At 70.4% G+C, this 15,959-nt stretch carries 15 protein-coding genes; 8 read left to right on the top strand and 7 right to left on the bottom strand.

Annotated elements, in window-relative coordinates; genetic code table 11:
• Positions 1-45 precede the first annotated feature (45 nt).
• Entirely contained in the window at positions 46-450 is a 405-nt protein-coding gene (locus ACWD02_RS29830; protein ID WP_451215696.1) for a PPOX class F420-dependent oxidoreductase, read from the top strand.
• Positions 451-609: 159 nt separating this feature from the next.
• Positions 610-1,029 (top strand): CBS domain-containing protein, encoded by a 420-nt coding sequence (locus ACWD02_RS29825; RefSeq protein WP_363208087.1) that lies wholly within the window; start codon positions 610-612, stop codon positions 1,027-1,029.
• A gap of 9 nt (positions 1,030-1,038) precedes the next feature.
• On the opposite strand, the gene ACWD02_RS29820 is transcribed toward ACWD02_RS29825, so the two are convergent.
• Both ACWD02_RS29820 and corA read right to left on the bottom strand, forming a co-directional pair.
• Positions 1,039-3,246 (bottom strand): serine/threonine-protein kinase, encoded by a 2,208-nt coding sequence (locus tag ACWD02_RS29820; RefSeq protein ID WP_451215694.1) that lies wholly within the window; start codon positions 3,244-3,246, stop codon positions 1,039-1,041.
• 61 nt (positions 3,247-3,307) lie between these two features.
• Complete coding sequence (corA, locus tag ACWD02_RS29815) at positions 3,308-4,444, bottom strand: magnesium/cobalt transporter CorA (RefSeq protein WP_451215692.1); 1,137 nt, start codon at positions 4,442-4,444, stop codon at positions 3,308-3,310.
• Positions 4,445-4,591: 147 nt separating this feature from the next.
• Here corA and ACWD02_RS29810 point away from each other — a divergent pair, with 147 nt between their 5' ends.
• Entirely contained in the window at positions 4,592-5,395 is an 804-nt protein-coding gene (locus tag ACWD02_RS29810; RefSeq protein WP_451215690.1) for a methyltransferase domain-containing protein, read from the top strand.
• A gap of 856 nt (positions 5,396-6,251) precedes the next feature.
• On the opposite strand, the gene ACWD02_RS29805 is transcribed toward ACWD02_RS29810, so the two are convergent.
• Both ACWD02_RS29805 and ACWD02_RS29800 read right to left on the bottom strand, forming a co-directional pair.
• Entirely contained in the window at positions 6,252-7,157 is a 906-nt protein-coding gene (locus ACWD02_RS29805; RefSeq protein WP_451215688.1) for a carbohydrate kinase family protein, read from the bottom strand.
• Positions 7,154-8,059, bottom strand: coding sequence for a pseudouridine-5'-phosphate glycosidase (locus ACWD02_RS29800; RefSeq protein ID WP_451215686.1), 906 nt, complete (start codon positions 8,057-8,059; stop codon positions 7,154-7,156). Before ACWD02_RS29800 ends, ACWD02_RS29805 begins: the two co-directional genes overlap by 4 nt.
• A gap of 99 nt (positions 8,060-8,158) precedes the next feature.
• Here ACWD02_RS29800 and ACWD02_RS29795 point away from each other — a divergent pair, with 99 nt between their 5' ends.
• A complete protein-coding gene (locus ACWD02_RS29795) occupies positions 8,159-8,593 on the top strand; it encodes a VOC family protein (protein WP_451215684.1) in 435 nt (144 codons plus the stop codon).
• A gap of 77 nt (positions 8,594-8,670) precedes the next feature.
• Positions 8,671-9,036 carry a cupin domain-containing protein gene (locus ACWD02_RS29790; RefSeq protein WP_451215682.1) on the top strand — a complete coding sequence of 122 codons (366 nt, stop codon included), beginning with the start codon at positions 8,671-8,673 and terminating at the stop codon, positions 9,034-9,036.
• 23 nt (positions 9,037-9,059) lie between these two features.
• Here ACWD02_RS29790 and ACWD02_RS29785 read toward each other — a convergent pair whose 3' ends face one another.
• From ACWD02_RS29785 to ACWD02_RS29775, 3 genes are all read right to left on the bottom strand, one after another.
• Positions 9,060-10,322 carry an MFS transporter gene (locus ACWD02_RS29785; protein ID WP_451215680.1) on the bottom strand — a complete coding sequence of 421 codons (1,263 nt, stop codon included), beginning with the start codon at positions 10,320-10,322 and terminating at the stop codon, positions 9,060-9,062.
• A 74-nt stretch (positions 10,323-10,396) separates the two neighbouring features.
• The gene (locus tag ACWD02_RS29780; protein WP_451215678.1) at positions 10,397-10,975 is read right to left on the bottom strand and encodes a methylated-DNA--[protein]-cysteine S-methyltransferase; all 579 of its coding nucleotides are present in this window, start codon (positions 10,973-10,975) and stop codon (positions 10,397-10,399) included.
• 52 nt (positions 10,976-11,027) lie between these two features.
• Positions 11,028-11,948, bottom strand: coding sequence for a glycerophosphodiester phosphodiesterase (locus ACWD02_RS29775; protein WP_451215676.1), 921 nt, complete (start codon positions 11,946-11,948; stop codon positions 11,028-11,030).
• Positions 11,949-12,197: 249 nt separating this feature from the next.
• On the opposite strand from ACWD02_RS29775, the gene ACWD02_RS29770 reads away from it, so the two are divergent.
• From ACWD02_RS29770 to ACWD02_RS29760, 3 genes are all read left to right on the top strand, one after another.
• Positions 12,198-13,064, top strand: a complete 867-nt coding sequence (locus tag ACWD02_RS29770; protein ID WP_451215674.1) for an MHYT domain-containing protein — start codon at positions 12,198-12,200, stop codon at positions 13,062-13,064.
• A 40-nt stretch (positions 13,065-13,104) separates the two neighbouring features.
• Positions 13,105-15,243, top strand: coding sequence for an excinuclease ABC subunit UvrB (uvrB, locus tag ACWD02_RS29765; protein WP_451215672.1), 2,139 nt, complete (start codon positions 13,105-13,107; stop codon positions 15,241-15,243).
• A 133-nt stretch (positions 15,244-15,376) separates the two neighbouring features.
• Positions 15,377-15,955 carry a TerD family protein gene (locus ACWD02_RS29760; RefSeq protein ID WP_363208074.1) on the top strand — a complete coding sequence of 193 codons (579 nt, stop codon included), beginning with the start codon at positions 15,377-15,379 and terminating at the stop codon, positions 15,953-15,955.
• Positions 15,956-15,959 lie beyond the last annotated feature (4 nt).

Genomic DNA, 15,959 nt, shown 5'->3' with positions numbered 1-15,959 from the left:
CCCGAACCCCTTTTATATGCACGTGCATGTAGTTAGAGTCTGGGCATGGCAACGACAGCGCTCCACTTCAGCGAATCGGTCCGCACTCTCCTCGACGGCAAGAACTTCGCCAGCGTCGCGACCCTCGGCCCCGGCGGCGCACCCCAGAACTCCGTGGTGTGGATCAAACGGGAAGGCGACACCGTGCTGTTCTCGTCCACCGCGCGGCGTCAGAAGGTCCGCAACCTCGAACGCGACCCACGCATCAGCATCTCGGTCTTCGACCTGGCCAACCCGTACACGTCGACCGAGATACGCGGCGTCGCCGAGATCCTGCCCGATCCGGAGAAACGGCTTCCGCACGAGCTCTCGCACAAGTACCTGGGCATCGACCCGCCCGGCGAGAAGGGCGAGGAGGCCCGGGTGATCATCAAGGTGACCCCGGAGAAGGTCGTCGGATTCTCGGCATGAGATCCCGGGCCCGGGCCCGCGTCGCCCGCCCGGACCCCTCTCCCGCCTGCGACGCCCGCCTCCGGAGTGCGGACCTCCGGGGGCCCGGCGAGAATGAGGGGCGCCGGGACTAGCGGTGCCTCCGCGCCGCGCCGGCCGCCCGGCACCGGGAGGTACCACATGACCACCGCCGGAGACATCATGCACCGGGGCGCCCAGTGGATCCCCGCCCACGAGACCCTGGACCGCGCCGCACAACTGATGCGGCAGCTCGACGTGGGCGCGCTGCCCATCAGTGACGAGAACGAGCGGCTCTGCGGCATCCTCACCGACCGTGACATCGTGGTCGGCTGCGTGGCGATGGGGCACGACCCGTCCCGGGTGACCGCGGGCGACATGGCCAAGGGCACCCCGCGCTGGATCGACTCGGGCGCGGGCGTCGACGAGGTCCTCCAGGAGATGAAGGGCAGCCAGATCCGCAGGCTCCCGGTCATCGAGAACAAGCGCCTGGTCGGCATGATCAGCGAGGCCGACCTCGCCACGCACCTCGACGACACGCAGCTCGCGAGCTGGGTCGAGAGCGTGTACGCGAAGGGCTGACCGGCCGCCTCACCGCTTGGCGGCCACCGAGAACGTCCCCTCGTCCGTGACCCCGTAGAGCACGCCCGCGTGCGCCAGCGGGGCCACCCCGCTGGGGGAGCGGTGGTCGACAGAGCCGCCCTTGGCGTCCTTCGCGTCGCCGAAAGAGGGCTTCGAACGCCAACGCTCCCTGCCCGTAAGGGTATTGATGGCGATGACACTGCTGTCGGGCATCGTGGCGTACAACGTGTCGCCCCGCACCGACGGCTCGCTGAAGATCCGCAGTTCGCGGGAGGTCGTCCAGAGCGGCTTGCCGCGCTTGAGGTCGAGTGCGAGCACGGTCTCGTTCGCGTAGTCGAAGAGGTACATGGCGTCGCCGCGCACCAGCGGCGGCGCCTCCGGCTCGACCGCCCAGGGGAAGTCGATGCCGCGCACCTTCCCCGAGGTCAGCTCCTGGATGAAGAAGCGCGACGACACACCTGAATCGTCCTCCCAGCGCGCGAAGTACCCCTTGCCGTCATGCACCGTGGCCAGCCACAGGTCACCCTTCGGAGCCGCGGTCCCGCCCAGCTTCCGACCGGACCGCGCGTCGTAGCGGGCGATCTCCGACGAGCCGGGGGTGCCCTTGCGTCCGGCTGCGCGCAGATCGGCGAAGAGTGTCCCGTCCGGTCCCGCGTAGAACGCGCCCGGCGAGTCACTGGTCACCTCGTGGTGCCACAGCTCCCGGCCGGACCGAGGGTCGTACGCCGTGTATGTCGACGTGGGCGACGCGCTCAACTCGCCCTTGTGCACGACGAGTACGCCGCTCAGATACTGGAACTCCGCGTGCGGCCCAGGCAGCCGCCACAGCCGTTTGCCGCTCTTCGCGTCGTACGCGTCGACTCCGCCGGAACCCTCCGCGCTGTACGTGAACACCGCGCCGGCGCCCAGGACCGGATCAGTGATCGAGTAGCCGCTGGTGGACTTCGGGCGGTGCATCGGCTTCGTCCATCGGACCTTGCCGGTCAGGGGATCGAGCCGGGTCAGCGCCGTGTCGGCCGAGGCGCAGTAGACGCCCAGCGCGTGCGGGGTGCAGGACTCGGACGAGGGCATCATGTCCCCCTCGTCCTTCTCGGCGGCGACCTGCCAAGCCTTCCAGCCCTCGGGGACCCCGGCCTTCGCGTCGATGCGGCCTTCGCCGGAATCCGTGCCGCCGAGGAATACCGCGGATACTCCGGTGCCGATCATGACCACCAGCGCCACGACACTCACGAGGCCGGCCTTGAACCGGCGTCCACGGCGCGGGCGTTGAGCCGCGTCCGTGGGGGTGATCGCGGTCGCGGTGGAGATCGCCGGAGCCTCCTGGCGCGTACGTTCCCGTGGCGCGGCCGGTGGGCCCTCGTCCGGCAGCGCGGCCAGCGCGTCGAGCACCTGTACCGGAGTGGGCCTGTCCTGCGGCGACTTGGCGAGGCATGACATCACCAGGGGGCGCAACTCGTCGGGGAGCGAGCCCAGTTCGGGGTCGTTGTGGACGGTCTGGTATGCGGCCAGGTACGCGTTCTCCGCCTCGAACGGGCTGCGCCCCGTGGCCGCGTACACCAGCAGGGCGCCCAGCGCGAAGACATCGACCGGCGGGCCGACGTCACGCGGGCTGCTGAACTGCTCCGGCGCCATGAACGGCGGCGACCCCATCACCAGTCCGGTCTGCGTCCGTACGTCGCTCTGCGCGGCACGGGAGATGCCGAAGTCGATGACGCGCGCCATCCCGCCGCCACCGCTGCCGTCACCGCCGTCCGGGCCGTCCGCGGAGTCGAGCAGGAGTACGTTGCTCGGCTTCAGGTCGCGGTGCACGACCTCGGCGCGGTGGATCTCCCGCAGTGCCTCGGCCAGCTCGCCGCCGAGTCGCTTGAGCTGCGGCCATTCAAGGGGGCCCTGGTCCGCGACGCGCTGGGCGAGGGTGTCCCCGGAGACGTAGGCCGTGGCCATCCAGGGCAGCGCGGCCTCCGGGTCGGCGTCCACGACCGGCGCGGTGAAGGCGCCGCTGACCCGGCGCGCGGCCTTGACCTCCTGGCGGAAGCGGGCGCGGAACTCGGGGTCGTCCGCGTACTGCGTGTGGACCACCTTGACCGCGACCGCGCGGCCGGACGCCGAGCGGCCGAGATAGACGACGCCCATGCCTCCGGCGCCGATCCGCGACTCGATCCGATAGCCGCCGATCGACTCCGGATCACCCTCGCGATCACCCTCGCGCAGAGGCATCGGCCACCGTCCCCCGGTTCTCCCCGTACTTGGCATGCGTGCTTGGCATGGCCCGTACAGCCTAGAGCCAGCCGTTGCGGCGGAAGCCGCGGTAGAGCGCGACGCAGGTGGTGACGATGACGCCGATCACCAGGCCGTATCCGTACTTCCAGTGCAGTTCGGGCATGTGGTCGAAGTTCATTCCGTACACGCCGCAGACCATCGTCGGCACGGCGATCACGGCGGCCCAGGCGGTGATCTTCCGCATGTCCTCGTTCTGCGCGACCGTCACCTGCGCGAGATGGGCCTGGAGGATGGAGTTCAGGAGCTCGTCGAAGGCGGCGATCTGCTCCGTGACCCGCTTGAGGTGGTCGTCGACGTCCCGGAAGTAGGCCTGTATCTCCGGGGCGATCGCCCGCATCGGCTGGGTGGAGAGGGTCTGCAGAGGGCGGCCGAGCGGCACCACGGCCCGCTTCAGTTCGAGGAGTTCACGCTTGAGCTGGTAGATCCGGCCGGGGTCGGTGCGCTCCCCGTCCTTGGAGAAGACGTCCATCTCGACCTGGTCTATGTCCGCCTGCACCGCGTCCGTCACGACGAGATAGTCGTCCACGACGTGGTCCGCCAGCGCGTGCAGGACCGCCGCGGGGCCCTGGGCGAGCTGCTCGGGCGCCGATTCGAGCTCCTCGCGCAGCGGGCCGAGCGAACCGTGGCGGCCGTGCCGCACGGTGATGACGAACTCCCTGCCGACGAAGACCATGATCTCGCCGGTGTCCACCACCTCGCTGGTCGCGGTGAGTTCGGCATGCTCCACGTAGCAAACGGTCTTGAACACCGCGAACAGCGTCTCGTCGTACCGCTCCACCTTCGGCCGCTGGTGGGCGTGGACCGCGTCCTCCACGGCGAGCGGGTGCAGGTCGAAGAGTTCGGCGATGCCCGCGAACTCCTCCTCGGTCGGCTCGTGCAGCCCGAGCCACACGAAGCCGTCCCCGCTCTTGCGGACCCGTTCGACCTCCTCGACGAGGTCGCGGCCGCCGTCCTGGCGCACGCCGTTGCGATACGTCACGCAGTTCACCACCGCCGAACCCAGGGGGGAGCGGGCGGGGTGGCTCAGGTCGACGCGGTTGTGCTTGCGCACGAACTGGGCGACCCGCGCGACTTTCCGCAGGCCGCCTACCTTGCGGAGGTTCCCTACCTTTCGCAGGTTGCCTGCCATCGACATGCGTGGCTCCTCGTAGTGGTGACTTGACGTGCCAGTGTGCCAGGGAGCTGCGACGCAGTGGCCGGAGCCTGTGGGAACGGACGACTCCGCTCCGGGCATTCGGAGCTGCCTCCCCGGGGCAAGCAGGACAATCGAGATAATTGCCCTATGACGCTCATCGACGGCTATCTGACCGGTAATCGGAAACGGCACGCCGAGGGGGCGGGTGCGGGGCAGCGCTCCGACGCCTTCTCCGCGCTCTTCGACCCCACGACCTTCCGGCACATCGAGCGGCTCGGCATCGGACCGGGGTGGCGCTGCTGGGAGGTCGGCGCGGGCGGCACCTCCGTCGTCTCCTGGCTCGCGAAGCGCGTCGGCCCCACCGGGCGGGTCCTCGCGACCGACACGGACATCTCCTGGCACACGTCGGCCGCCCGATCGCCGGTCGAGGTGCGCATCCACGACGTGGGGACGGAGGTGGCGCCGCCCGGCGGGGGCTTCGACCTTGTCCACGCGCGGCTCGTCCTCGCCCGGGTGCCGGACCGGGAGCGGGCCCTGCGCTCGATGATCCGGGCCCTGCGGCCGGGCGGCCGCCTGCTGGTCGAGGAGGTGGACCCCGCCCTGCAGCCCCTGTCCTGCCCGGACGAGCACGGGCCGGCCCAGCAGTTGGCGAACCGTATCCGGCACGCGTTGCTCACCCAGCGCGGCACCGACCTCGCGTACGGCCGAGGGCTGCCCCGCCTGCTCCGTGCGGCGGGGCTGTGCCAGGTGGAGGCCGACGCGTACTTCCCCCTGACCTCGCCCGCCTGCGCGGCGCTGGAGACGGCCACGATCCAGCAGTCCCGCGCGGCTCTGACGGCCGCGGGGCTCGCCACGGAGGCGGACATCGCCGACCACCTGACGAACATCACCGCGGAACCCCTGGACCTGGCCACACCCCCTCTGATCTCAGCCTGGGGCCGCAAGCCGTAGCTCCTTCCGGCCCCTTCCGTCGGCGCTTCATCTCCTCCGCGTCCGCCTCTGCCTCTCGCCCGCGCGGCATGCGGACGGGACGCCCGGACGCCCGGACGCCCGGACTCCCGGACTCCCGGACTCCCGGACTCCCGGACTCCCGGACTCCCGGACTCCCGGACTCCCGGACTCCCGGACTCCCGGACTCCCGGACTCCCGGGCGTGCCGTGCGCCTCCACCCGCCCGTCAGCCCCGTGGCGTCGAACCGTCGGGAGGGGTGGGGCGGGGGGAGTTGCCCGTGCTGGGAGCGCGCGCCGCACCCTCAGGGCCCGCGTATCTCCGTGGCGTCGCGACGCCACGCACACACCCTCGCCGCACGACGCAAGAGAACACGCGGCTCCGCCACACGACCCTTCACACCGCACTCCGGGCGTACGCACCGATGACCGCACCCCTGAGGGCACGCACCGATGACCGCACTCGGGCACAGGTACCGATGACCGCGCCCCGGGCACAGGCGCCGATCACTGCACTTCGAGGGCACGCACCGATCACTGCACTCCGGGCACACGCACCGATCACCACACCCCAAGGGCACGCACCGATGACCGCCCCTCGGGCACAGGCGCCGAACACCGCACCCCGAGCGGGCGCACTGAACACCGCACCCCGGGCACAGGCACCGATCACCGCACCCGGAGGTCACGCACCGATCACCGCACCCCGAGGTCACGCACCGATCACCGCACCCCCGGGCACACGCACCGATCACCGCACCCCCGGGCACACGCGCCGATCACCGCACCCCCGAAGCACCCCTACCGAACACCGCTCTTTCTCCTTCCCCCCATGGAGCCAACTCCGGCAGGACCAAGTTCTAAGTCGGTCTGCCGCCCACCAGTTCGACCGCCTTGGCTCCCGCCTTGCATCCCTCCGACGCGGCCTCGGCGAGCCCCGCGCCGCCCAGGCGTGCCGCGAGGAAGGCTCCGGTGAACGCGTCGCCCGCCCCCGTCGAGTCCACCGCTGTGGCAGGCAGCGCCGGGATCTCGGCTGCCACCTCGCCCTCCGTGGCGACCAGCGCCCCCGCGGCGCCCCGCTTGACCACCACCGCGGGGAACCGGCGACTCAACTTCGCGGCCGCTTCCTCCAGGCCGCCCGCTTCCTCGAGTAACCTCGCCTCTCCCTCGCTCGGCAGCAACACGTCCACCCCGTCCACCGCCGCCAGGAAACGCTCCACCCCCAGGTCGGCGAGGAAGCCCGCCGACGCCGGGTCCACGCTGACCGGCACTCCACGCGCGCGTGCCGCCGCCAAGGCGGTCTCGGCCGCCTCTCTGCTCGGCCCGGCGAAGAACAGGTACCCCGACAGGTGCAGCCATCCCACGCCGTCCAGAAGCCCCGGCGACCAGTCAGCGGCCGACAGGCGAAGCGAAGCGCCGCTGTCCGTGAAAAACGTCCGCTCCGCCCCGGCGCCCCCGTCGACCAGGCAGATCACCGTCCCCGTGGAAGCCTCGGGGTCGACGACGAGCCGTGGACGCACCCCCGCGCGCGTGAGCGCCTCCTCGTGCCAAGTCACCGAGTCCGCGCCGGCCCGCCCCAGGAACCGCACGTCGCCGCATCCCCAGGAAGCCGCCCAGCACGCCACGTTGGCGCCCGCGCCACCCGGAACCGTACGGATCGCCGCCGCCGTGTCCGTGCCGGGAAGCGGTGGCGTGCGGTGCCGGGCGACGACATCGGTGATGACGTCCCCGACCACCAACAGCGCGCCGCCCCGCCCCGGGCTCACCGCCCCGTCCAAGCCGTCGCAATCCGCCCCGCGAGACGCACGTTGCCCCGCACCGCCGCGAGATTGGCGCTCAGCGACGCCCCCTCCGTACGCCGCACCAGCTGGTCCAGAAGGAAGGGCGTGACCGCCTGCCCGGTGATGCCCCGCTCGGCGCACGCCTCCAACGCCTCGGCGAGCACGCGCGCGTGGAGCGCGGGATCGAGCTGCTCCGCCTCCGGCACGGGGTTCGCCACCAGAAGCGCGGACTCCGGGCCGCCGACCGCGTCCTGCGCCCGCATCACCGCCGCGACCTCCGCCGGAGTCCGCAGCGTCCAGTCCACCGGATGGCCGGAGTCGGTGAGATAGAAGCCGGGGAAACGATCCGTCCCGTAACCGGCCACCGCCACACCCAGCGTCTCCAGGCGCTGCAGCGTCGCCGCCACGTCCAGGATCGACTTCACCCCCGCGCAGACCACCGTGATGCGCGTCCGGGCGAGCAGCCCCAGGTCGGCGGACTCGTCCTGGGTCACGGTCCACTCCCGGTGCACCCCGCCGAGCCCACCCGTGGCAAACACCCGTACGCCCGCCCGCGCCGCGAGCAGCGCCGTCGCGGACACCGTCGTCGCCCCGCTCGCGCCCGCCGCGACCGCGAGGGCCAGGTCGCGGTGGCCCAGCTTGCGGATGCCGTCCTCGTTGGCGACGCGCTCCAACTGCTGCTTGTCCAGGCCGACATGGGGACGCCCGTCCAGGACGGCGATCGTCGCGGGAACGGCGCCCTCTTCGCGTACGACCTCTTCGAGCTCACGCGCGACCTGGAGATTGCGCGGGCGTGGCAGCCCGTGCGCGATGATCGTGGACTCCAGGGCGACCACGGGCCGCCGGTCCGCCACAGCCGCCTGCACCTCGTCGGACACCACCAACACGGGCCTGCCTCCTGCCTGTCGGGTCTCCTCTCATCCCTGGCGATCGGCGCGCCGCGCCAAACCCTTGCGGCTCCGGGGACGGGACAGCAGCCTGTCGGCATGACGGACAACACGACACGTCTCGACCACGTCGTCCTGTGGGTGCGCGACCCCGCGGCGGCAGCCGATTTCTACGAGAAGGTGCTGGGCCTCGAACCCTTGCGCGTCGCCGACTTCACCGCGGGCAAGGTCGCGTTCCCCTCCGTTCGGCTCAACGAGGAGACCATCTTCGACCTCGCCCCGCACACGCTCGCCGAACGCATGGACGTCGTGCCGGACGCGGCCAAGAGCGCGGGCCACCCCGTCAACCATGTCTGCCTCGCGCTTGCGGAGACCGACTTCGAGGCACTGCGCGCCCGCCTGGAGGAGCGCGGGGTCCCGGTGTCGGACATCGCGCACAACGCGTACGGGGCTCGCGGCCCGGCCCGCCGCAGCTTCTACTTCCGCGACCCGGACGGGAACATCTTCGAGGCGCGGCACTACGGAGAGGAGTGAAGAGGAGTGAACGGGCGTGGGGAGAAGAGGAGACCCCCGCCGGAGGGCACGGCTCCGCCCCGCTAGGGTGACCGGCCATGACCACGAATGATCAAGCCGTTGCGTCCTTTGCCGTGCACATTCCGGATGCCGACCTGGAGGCCGAGCCCCTCGACCCCGAGCAGATCGTGTCCGGCACTCCGGAGGTCACCGGCAAGGTCCTGTGGGAGTCGGCCGACGGCAAGCAGCTGCGCGGCATCTGGCAGATCACGCCCGGCGTGGTCACCGACACCGAGGCGAACGAACTCTTCGTCGTCGTCAGCGGCCGCGCCACCATCGAGGTCGAGGGCGGCGACGTGATCGAGATCGGCCCCGGCGACGCGGCCGTCCTGCGCGAGGGCGACCGTACGACGTGGACCGTGCACGAGACGCTGCGCAAGGCGTACCACATCACGCTGCCCTGAGCCCCCGGCCCGAGGGCTCCCGGTCAGGTCTTCTTGACCGCCCTGCGGAGCGTGAGGGCCGCCATCGGCAGCAGCACGCAGACCCCGACGAGGTTGAGCCAGCCATAGCTCGCCCGCGCGACGATCAGGCCGGCCGCCGCGCCGCCGATGCCCGCCGCCGTGTTCATGGTCAGGTCCGAGAGGCCCTGCACGGCGGCGCGCGCGGGCTGCGGGACCGAGTCGGTGAGCAGCGCGGAGCCCGACACCAGGCCCGCGGACCAGCCGAGACCGAGCACGAAGAGACCGGCGGCGGTCTGGCCGTGGCTGGGCCCCGCCGTACCGGCGAGGAGCGCCGCGCAGCACAGCAGCCCGACCGCGAGGCCGATCACGGAGAGCCGCCCGAAGCGGTCGGAGAGCCAGCCCATCAACGGCGACAGCGCGTACATGCCCGCGATGTGGCCGCTGATGACCAGGCCGACCAGCTGCAGGCTCGCCCCGTGATGTCCCAGGTCGACCGGGGTCATGACCATGATCGAGACCATCACCGTGTGCGAGGCGGCCACCGTCACCAGGGCGAGCCGGGCCATCGGCGACGCGGCCACCGCGGCGACGCCGGCCCGCAGGGAGCGGCTCTGCGCGGAGTGGTTCTCCTGCGGGGCGAGCGCTCGGGCGGTGAGCAGCGGGTCGGGACGCAGCAGCACCGCCACCACCAGACCGGCGACGGCGAAGATCCCGGCGGCGAAGAGGAAGGGTCCTGCCGCCTCGGGGATGGACGTGTCGGCGAAGGCGCGGCTCGTGGGCGCGGCGATGTTCGGGCCGAGGACCGAGCCGATGGTGGTGGCCCAGATGACGAGGGAGATGGCGCGGCCACGCCGGTCGGGCTCGGCGAGGTCGGCCGCCGCGAAGCGGGCCTGCAGGTTGGCCGACGAACCCGCCCCGAAGCCGGCCATGCCGAGCAGCAGCAGAGGGAAACTCTCGATGACCGCGGCAAGGACCACGAGTCCCGCTCCCAGCGCGCCGATCAGATACGCGAGGACGAGGCCGGGCCGCCGTCCGCGCGACGTCATCAGGGCGGCGAGCGGCAGCGAGAGCAGTGCCGTGCCGGCCACGGACGCGGTGGGCGCCAGACCGGACAGTGCCTCCGTCCCGCTCACCTCGGTCGCCAGCATCGGCGCGAGGGCGATGCCGATCGGTACCCCGAGCCCGCCCAGTATCTGACTGGCGACCAGCACCGCGGTGGTCCGGCGGCGCAGGGCGGGCAGCGCTTCCGCCGCGGGTATGTCAGGAGCGTCGAGGGTCGAAGTCACTGACGCAGTGTGCCAGGGCGCACGAACGCGGGAAACAGGGATTTCACGGCTCGCTCCGCACGGTGGGGGGAGCCTCAGAACAGCGGCTGTGGCAGCACCCCCTCCAGGGCGAGAAGCCGGCGCTTGGTCTCGACGCCGCCGCCGAAACCGCCGATGCCGCCGTCGCGCTCGACGACCCGATGGCACGGCACCACGACCGGCAGCGGATTGGCGCCCATCGCCATGCCCACCGCCTGGGCCGCGCCGGGCTGGCCCACGCGCCTGGCGAGATCCCCGTACCCCACGACGGCGCCGTACGGGACGGTGGTCAGCTCGCGCAGGACCTGGCGGTTGAAGCCGGAGATCAGCGACCAGTCGAGCGGCAGCTCGAAGTCGTGCCGCTCGCCCGCGAAGTACGCCGAGAGCTGGCGCACCGGCTCGGCGAGGAGCGGGGACCCCGGATCCTCGACCGGCTCGGCCCCCAGCCGGGAGCCGAGCCGCTCGACCGCCTTGTCGCGTATCTCGTCCGTGGCGTGGAAGACGACGCTGACCAGGCCTTCGTCGGTCGCGGCGAGCAGCAGCGGGCCGATGTCGCTCGCGACGACGGCCCACACCACCTGCCGCGATCCGTCCTGACCCGGCCGGCCCTGCCCGTGCTGCCCGTTGGCGTTCATGTGGACCACCGTACGACCGGGCACTGACAACGCCGTCCGAGCCGGAGCGGCGTCAGCCGGAGACGGCCTTGCGCACGACGTCGGGCGTGTTCGTGATGATGCCGTCCACCCCGAACCCGGCCACCCGCTTGGCGGCGGCCGCGTCGTTCACCGTCCACGTGAAGATCTCCAGGCGCTTGCGGTGCGGCCCCTTGAGCGCGTGGATCGCGGCGACGTACTCATCGGAGATGGAGCCGTGCGTCGAGTTGATCTGGTCGGAGAACTTGGCGTACTCGGGCAGATCGGCGACCGCGGGCGTGCCGAGGAAGCCGGTCTTGACGTCGGGCCGCAGCTTGTGGACCTTCTTGACGCTGTCCGCGCTGAAGCTCTGGATGACCAGCTTGCTCTTGACGTGGTGCTTGTCCAGCCAGCCCGTCTTGCGCAGGACGTCGAGGCCCTGCTTCTCGATGCCCGGGTACAGCTCGGGCTTCTTGAACTCGAAGACGAGCTTTTGGTGGTTGCGCGAGACGCGGTTCATGTACTGCTTCAGCGTCGGCACCCGCTGGCCCGCGTACTTCGGGCTGAACCAGCTGCCCGCGTCCAGTTTGGCGATCTCCGCCGCGGTGAAGTCCGCGACCTTCCATGGCGCGCGGTCGGGGAAGAGCTCCTCGACGTTCGTCGTCCGCTTCAGGTTGTCGTCGTGCATGATCACGAGCTCGCCGTCCTTGGTGCGCTGGACGTCGTTCTCGACCCACCGGAACCCCATGTCAGCCGCCTTGTCGATGGCTGCGAAAGTGTTCTCGGGCGCGTAGGCGGAAGCGCCTCGGTGCGCGACGACCAGCGGGGTGTCGTGCAGGACGGACGTCTGTACGGACGTCCGCTTGGACGGCTGCGCCGGCTTCTGGTCGGCGGCGTGAGCGGAGGCGGAAGGGAGAGCCAGTGCACCGGCTCCAAGAAGAGCGGCAGTGGTGGCAGCGGCAACGCGTGCGTACAACGGTGACTCCTCGCGATGTTCGGGCACGGACCGGATGAGAGTGACAGTCCACGGCCAACGCGAGACAGGTGCAGGATGGCCACAGGTTGAACGGAGACAGCCGGGATTCTTTCCCGGAAAATCGTTCGCAAGTTCCGGAGTGAGCTTTACTCTCTGCGTCAGCCCATGGCCTGTCAGTACGGGGTCGGCTGGGGCCACTTGGGGGCAATCCCGGGCATTCGGATACAACGGGCGGAAGGGCTACCGCGCATGCAGGGCACGGTCGACGGATTCAGCTATGGACTTGTCACGCCGGTGGCGGCGTACCTCATGGCCTGTCTCGGCGGAGCGCTCGGCCTTCGCTGCACCACCAGGTCGCTCCTTGTCGCGCACTCCTGGCGACCAGGCTGGCTCGCGCTCGGGTCCGCGGCGATCGGGTCCGGCATCTGGACCATGCACTTCATCGCGATGATGGGCTTCACCGTCGACGAGGCCCCGATCCACTACGACAAGGCGCTGACCTTCGCGAGTCTCGCCGTGGCCATCGTCATGGTCGGCATCGGGATCTTCATCGTGGGGTATCGCGGCGCGACCGGGACGGCCCTGTTCACCGGCGGGACGATCACCGGTCTGGGCGTCGCCTCGATGCACTATCTGGGAATGGCCGGTATGCGTCTGCGCGGGACGCTGGAGTACAACACCCTCACGGTTTCCGCGTCCGTCGTGATCGCCGTGGTGGCCGCCTCCGCGGCCCTCTGGGCGGCCGCACAGGTCAGGGGCTTCCTCTGGAGCCTGGGCGCGAGCCTCGTCATGGGGCTCGCCGTCAGCGGCATGCACTACACCGGAATGGCCGCACTCAAGGTCCATCTGCACGGCTCGTCCGCGGCGCCCACCGGGGGAGACTCGCCCGCCGAGCTGCTCGCGCCCATGATGATCGGGCCGCTCGCCTTCCTGCTCCTCGCGGGGGTGATCGTGATGTTCGACCCGCTGATGGTGATGGGGAAGGCCGAGCTCCAGAGCGCCGCGCAGAAGCAGCACGCCCCCTACCCCGTCCCTCGCTCGGGCGACCGCCACGCCCCGCGGGCGGGCCGCAGGCCCCCGCAGCGCCCCGGCTCGAGAACCCCGCAGAGCTGGTGATCCGACCCCGTTGTCAGTGGGGGGTCGTACGGTTGGTTCCATGCGGCCCGTATCCAAGATCGAACGCACGGTGGCACCTTTCGAGGTCGTCAGCAACTACCAGCCAAGCGGCGACCAGCCGGCGGCCATCGCCGACCTGGAGCGGCGCGTCAACGCAGGTGAGAAGGATGTCGTCCTGCTCGGCGCGACCGGCACCGGCAAGTCGGCCACCACCGCGTGGATGATCGAGAAGCTCCAGCGCCCCACCCTCGTGATGGCGCCGAACAAGACGCTGGCCGCCCAGCTGGCCAACGAGTTCCGAGAGCTCCTGCCGAACAACGCCGTCGAGTACTTCGTCTCGTACTACGACTACTACCAGCCCGAGGCGTACGTCCCGCAGTCGGACACGTACATCGAGAAGGACTCCTCGATCAACGAGGAAGTCGAGCGCCTGCGCCACTCCGCGACGAACTCGCTGCTCACCCGGCGTGACGTGATCGTGGTCGCCTCCGTCTCCTGCATCTACGGCCTCGGCACGCCGCAGGAGTACGTCGACCGGATGGTGTCGCTCAAGGTCGGCGACGAGATCGACCGCGACCAGCTCCTGCGCCGCTTCGTCGACATCCAGTACACCCGCAACGACATGGCCTTCGCCCGCGGCACCTTCCGGGTCCGCGGCGACACCATCGAGATCTTCCCGGTCTATGAAGAGCTCGCGGTCCGCATCGAGATGTTCGGCGACGAGATCGAGGCGCTCTCCACGCTGCACCCCCTCACCGGGGAGGTCATCAGCGACGACGACCACCTGTACGTCTTCCCCGCCTCGCACTACGTGGCGGGCCCCGAGCGCCTGGAGAAGGCCGTCACCGGCATCGAGAAGGAGCTCGCCGAGCGCCTCACCGAGCTGGAGAAGCAGGGCAAGATGCTGGAGGCCCAGCGCCTGCGGATGCGCACCACGTACGACCTGGAGATGCTCCGCCAGATCGGCTCCTGCTCCGGCGTGGAGAACTACTCCATGCACTTCGACGACCGCGAGCCCGGCTCCGCGCCGAACACCCTCATCGACTACTTCCCCGAGGACTTCCTCCTCGTCATCGACGAGTCGCACGTCACGGTCCCGCAGATCGGCGCGATGTACGAAGGGGACGCGTCCCGCAAGCGCACCCTGGTGGACCACGGCTTCCGGCTGCCGTCCGCGCTGGACAACCGTCCGCTGAAGTGGGAGGAGTTCCTCGGCCGCATCGGCCAGACCGTCTACCTCTCCGCGACCCCGGGGAAGTACGAGCTCTCGCGCGGCGACGGCTTCGTCGAGCAGATCATCCGCCCCACCGGCCTCATCGACCCGCAGGTCGTGGTCAAGCCCACCGAGGGGCAGATCGACGACCTGGTGCACGAGATCCGCACGCGCACCGAGAAGGACGAGCGCGTCCTGGTCACCACGCTCACCAAGAAGATGGCCGAGGACCTCACCGACTACTTCCTCGAGCTGGGCATCCAGGTCCGCTATCTGCACAGCGACGTCGACACCCTGCGCCGCGTAGAGCTCCTGCGCGAGCTGCGCGCCGGTGAGTACGACGTGCTGGTCGGCATCAACCTCCTTCGTGAGGGACTCGACCTGCCCGAGGTCTCCCTGGTCTCCATCCTGGACGCCGACAAGCAGGGCTTCCTGCGCTCCGGCACCTCCCTGATCCAGACGATCGGCCGCGCGGCGCGCAACGTCTCCGGGCAGGTCCATATGTACGCGGACAAGGTCACCCCCGCGATGGAGCAGGCCATCGAGGAGACCAACCGCCGCCGCGAGAAGCAGATCGCGTACAACAAGGAAAAGGGGATCGACCCCCAGCCGCTGCGCAAGAAGATCAACGACATCGTGTCGGCGATCGCGCGCGAGGAGGTCGACACCGAGCAGCTCCTCGGCACCGACTACCGCAAGGCGAAGGACGGCAAGGAGGCCAAGGCGCCGGTGCCCGCGCTCGGCGGCAAGGCCGGCAAGGCGGGCAAGGCGGCCAAGGGCAAGGCCGCCGACAAGGTGCCCACCGACCGTCCCGCGGCCGAACTGGCGGAACAGATCGAGGAGATGACGGCCCGGATGCGCGCGGCCGCCGCGGACCTCCAGTTCGAGATCGCCGCACGGCTGCGTGACGAGGTGTCAGAGATGAAGAAGGAGCTCAGGCAGATGAGGGAGGCGGGGCAGGCGTAGGCGTACTGCCTGGTGTGTTGCAAGAACGACACAAAGTGCTGCCCGCGGTGCGGCACTGTCAGTGCCTCTGCATAAGGTGCTGGGCAACCGCACAGACCGGCGGTTGCCCAGGCAGTTCGAGAGGGGACAGCGCGTGACGGTCAACATGACCAAGGGTCAGGCCATCAGCCTGCAGAAGGACGACGGGGGCGCCCTGACCGCGGTGCGCATGGGGCTCGGCTGGCAAGCGGCCCCGAGGCGGGGCCTGTTCGGCACGCGCACGCGCGAGGTCGACCTGGACGCGTCGGCGGTCCTCTTCGCCGACAAGCAGCCGGTGGACGTCGTGTTCTTCCGTCACCTCGTCAGCGACGACGGCTCCGTGCGGCACACCGGTGACAACCTGGTGGGCGGCGTCGGTCAGGGCGGGGACGACGAGGCGATCCTCGTCGACCTGCAGCGGATCCCGGTCCACATCGACCAGATCGTCTTCACGGTGAACTCCTTCACGGGCCAGACGTTCCAGGAGGTGCAGAACGCGTTCTGCCGCCTGGTCGACGAGACCAACGGCCAGGAGCTCGCCCGCTACACACTCGACGGCGGCGGTCAGTACACCGCGCAGATCATGGCGAAGGTCCACCGCGCGGGCACGGGCTGGCAGATGACGGCCATCGGCAATCCCGCCAACGGCCGGACGTTCCAGGACCTGATGCCGTCGATCCTGCCGCACCTGTAGACAC

The organism is Streptomyces sp. NPDC002853 (assembly GCF_053591915.1).
This window is presented reverse-complemented; position numbering and strand designations above follow the sequence as displayed.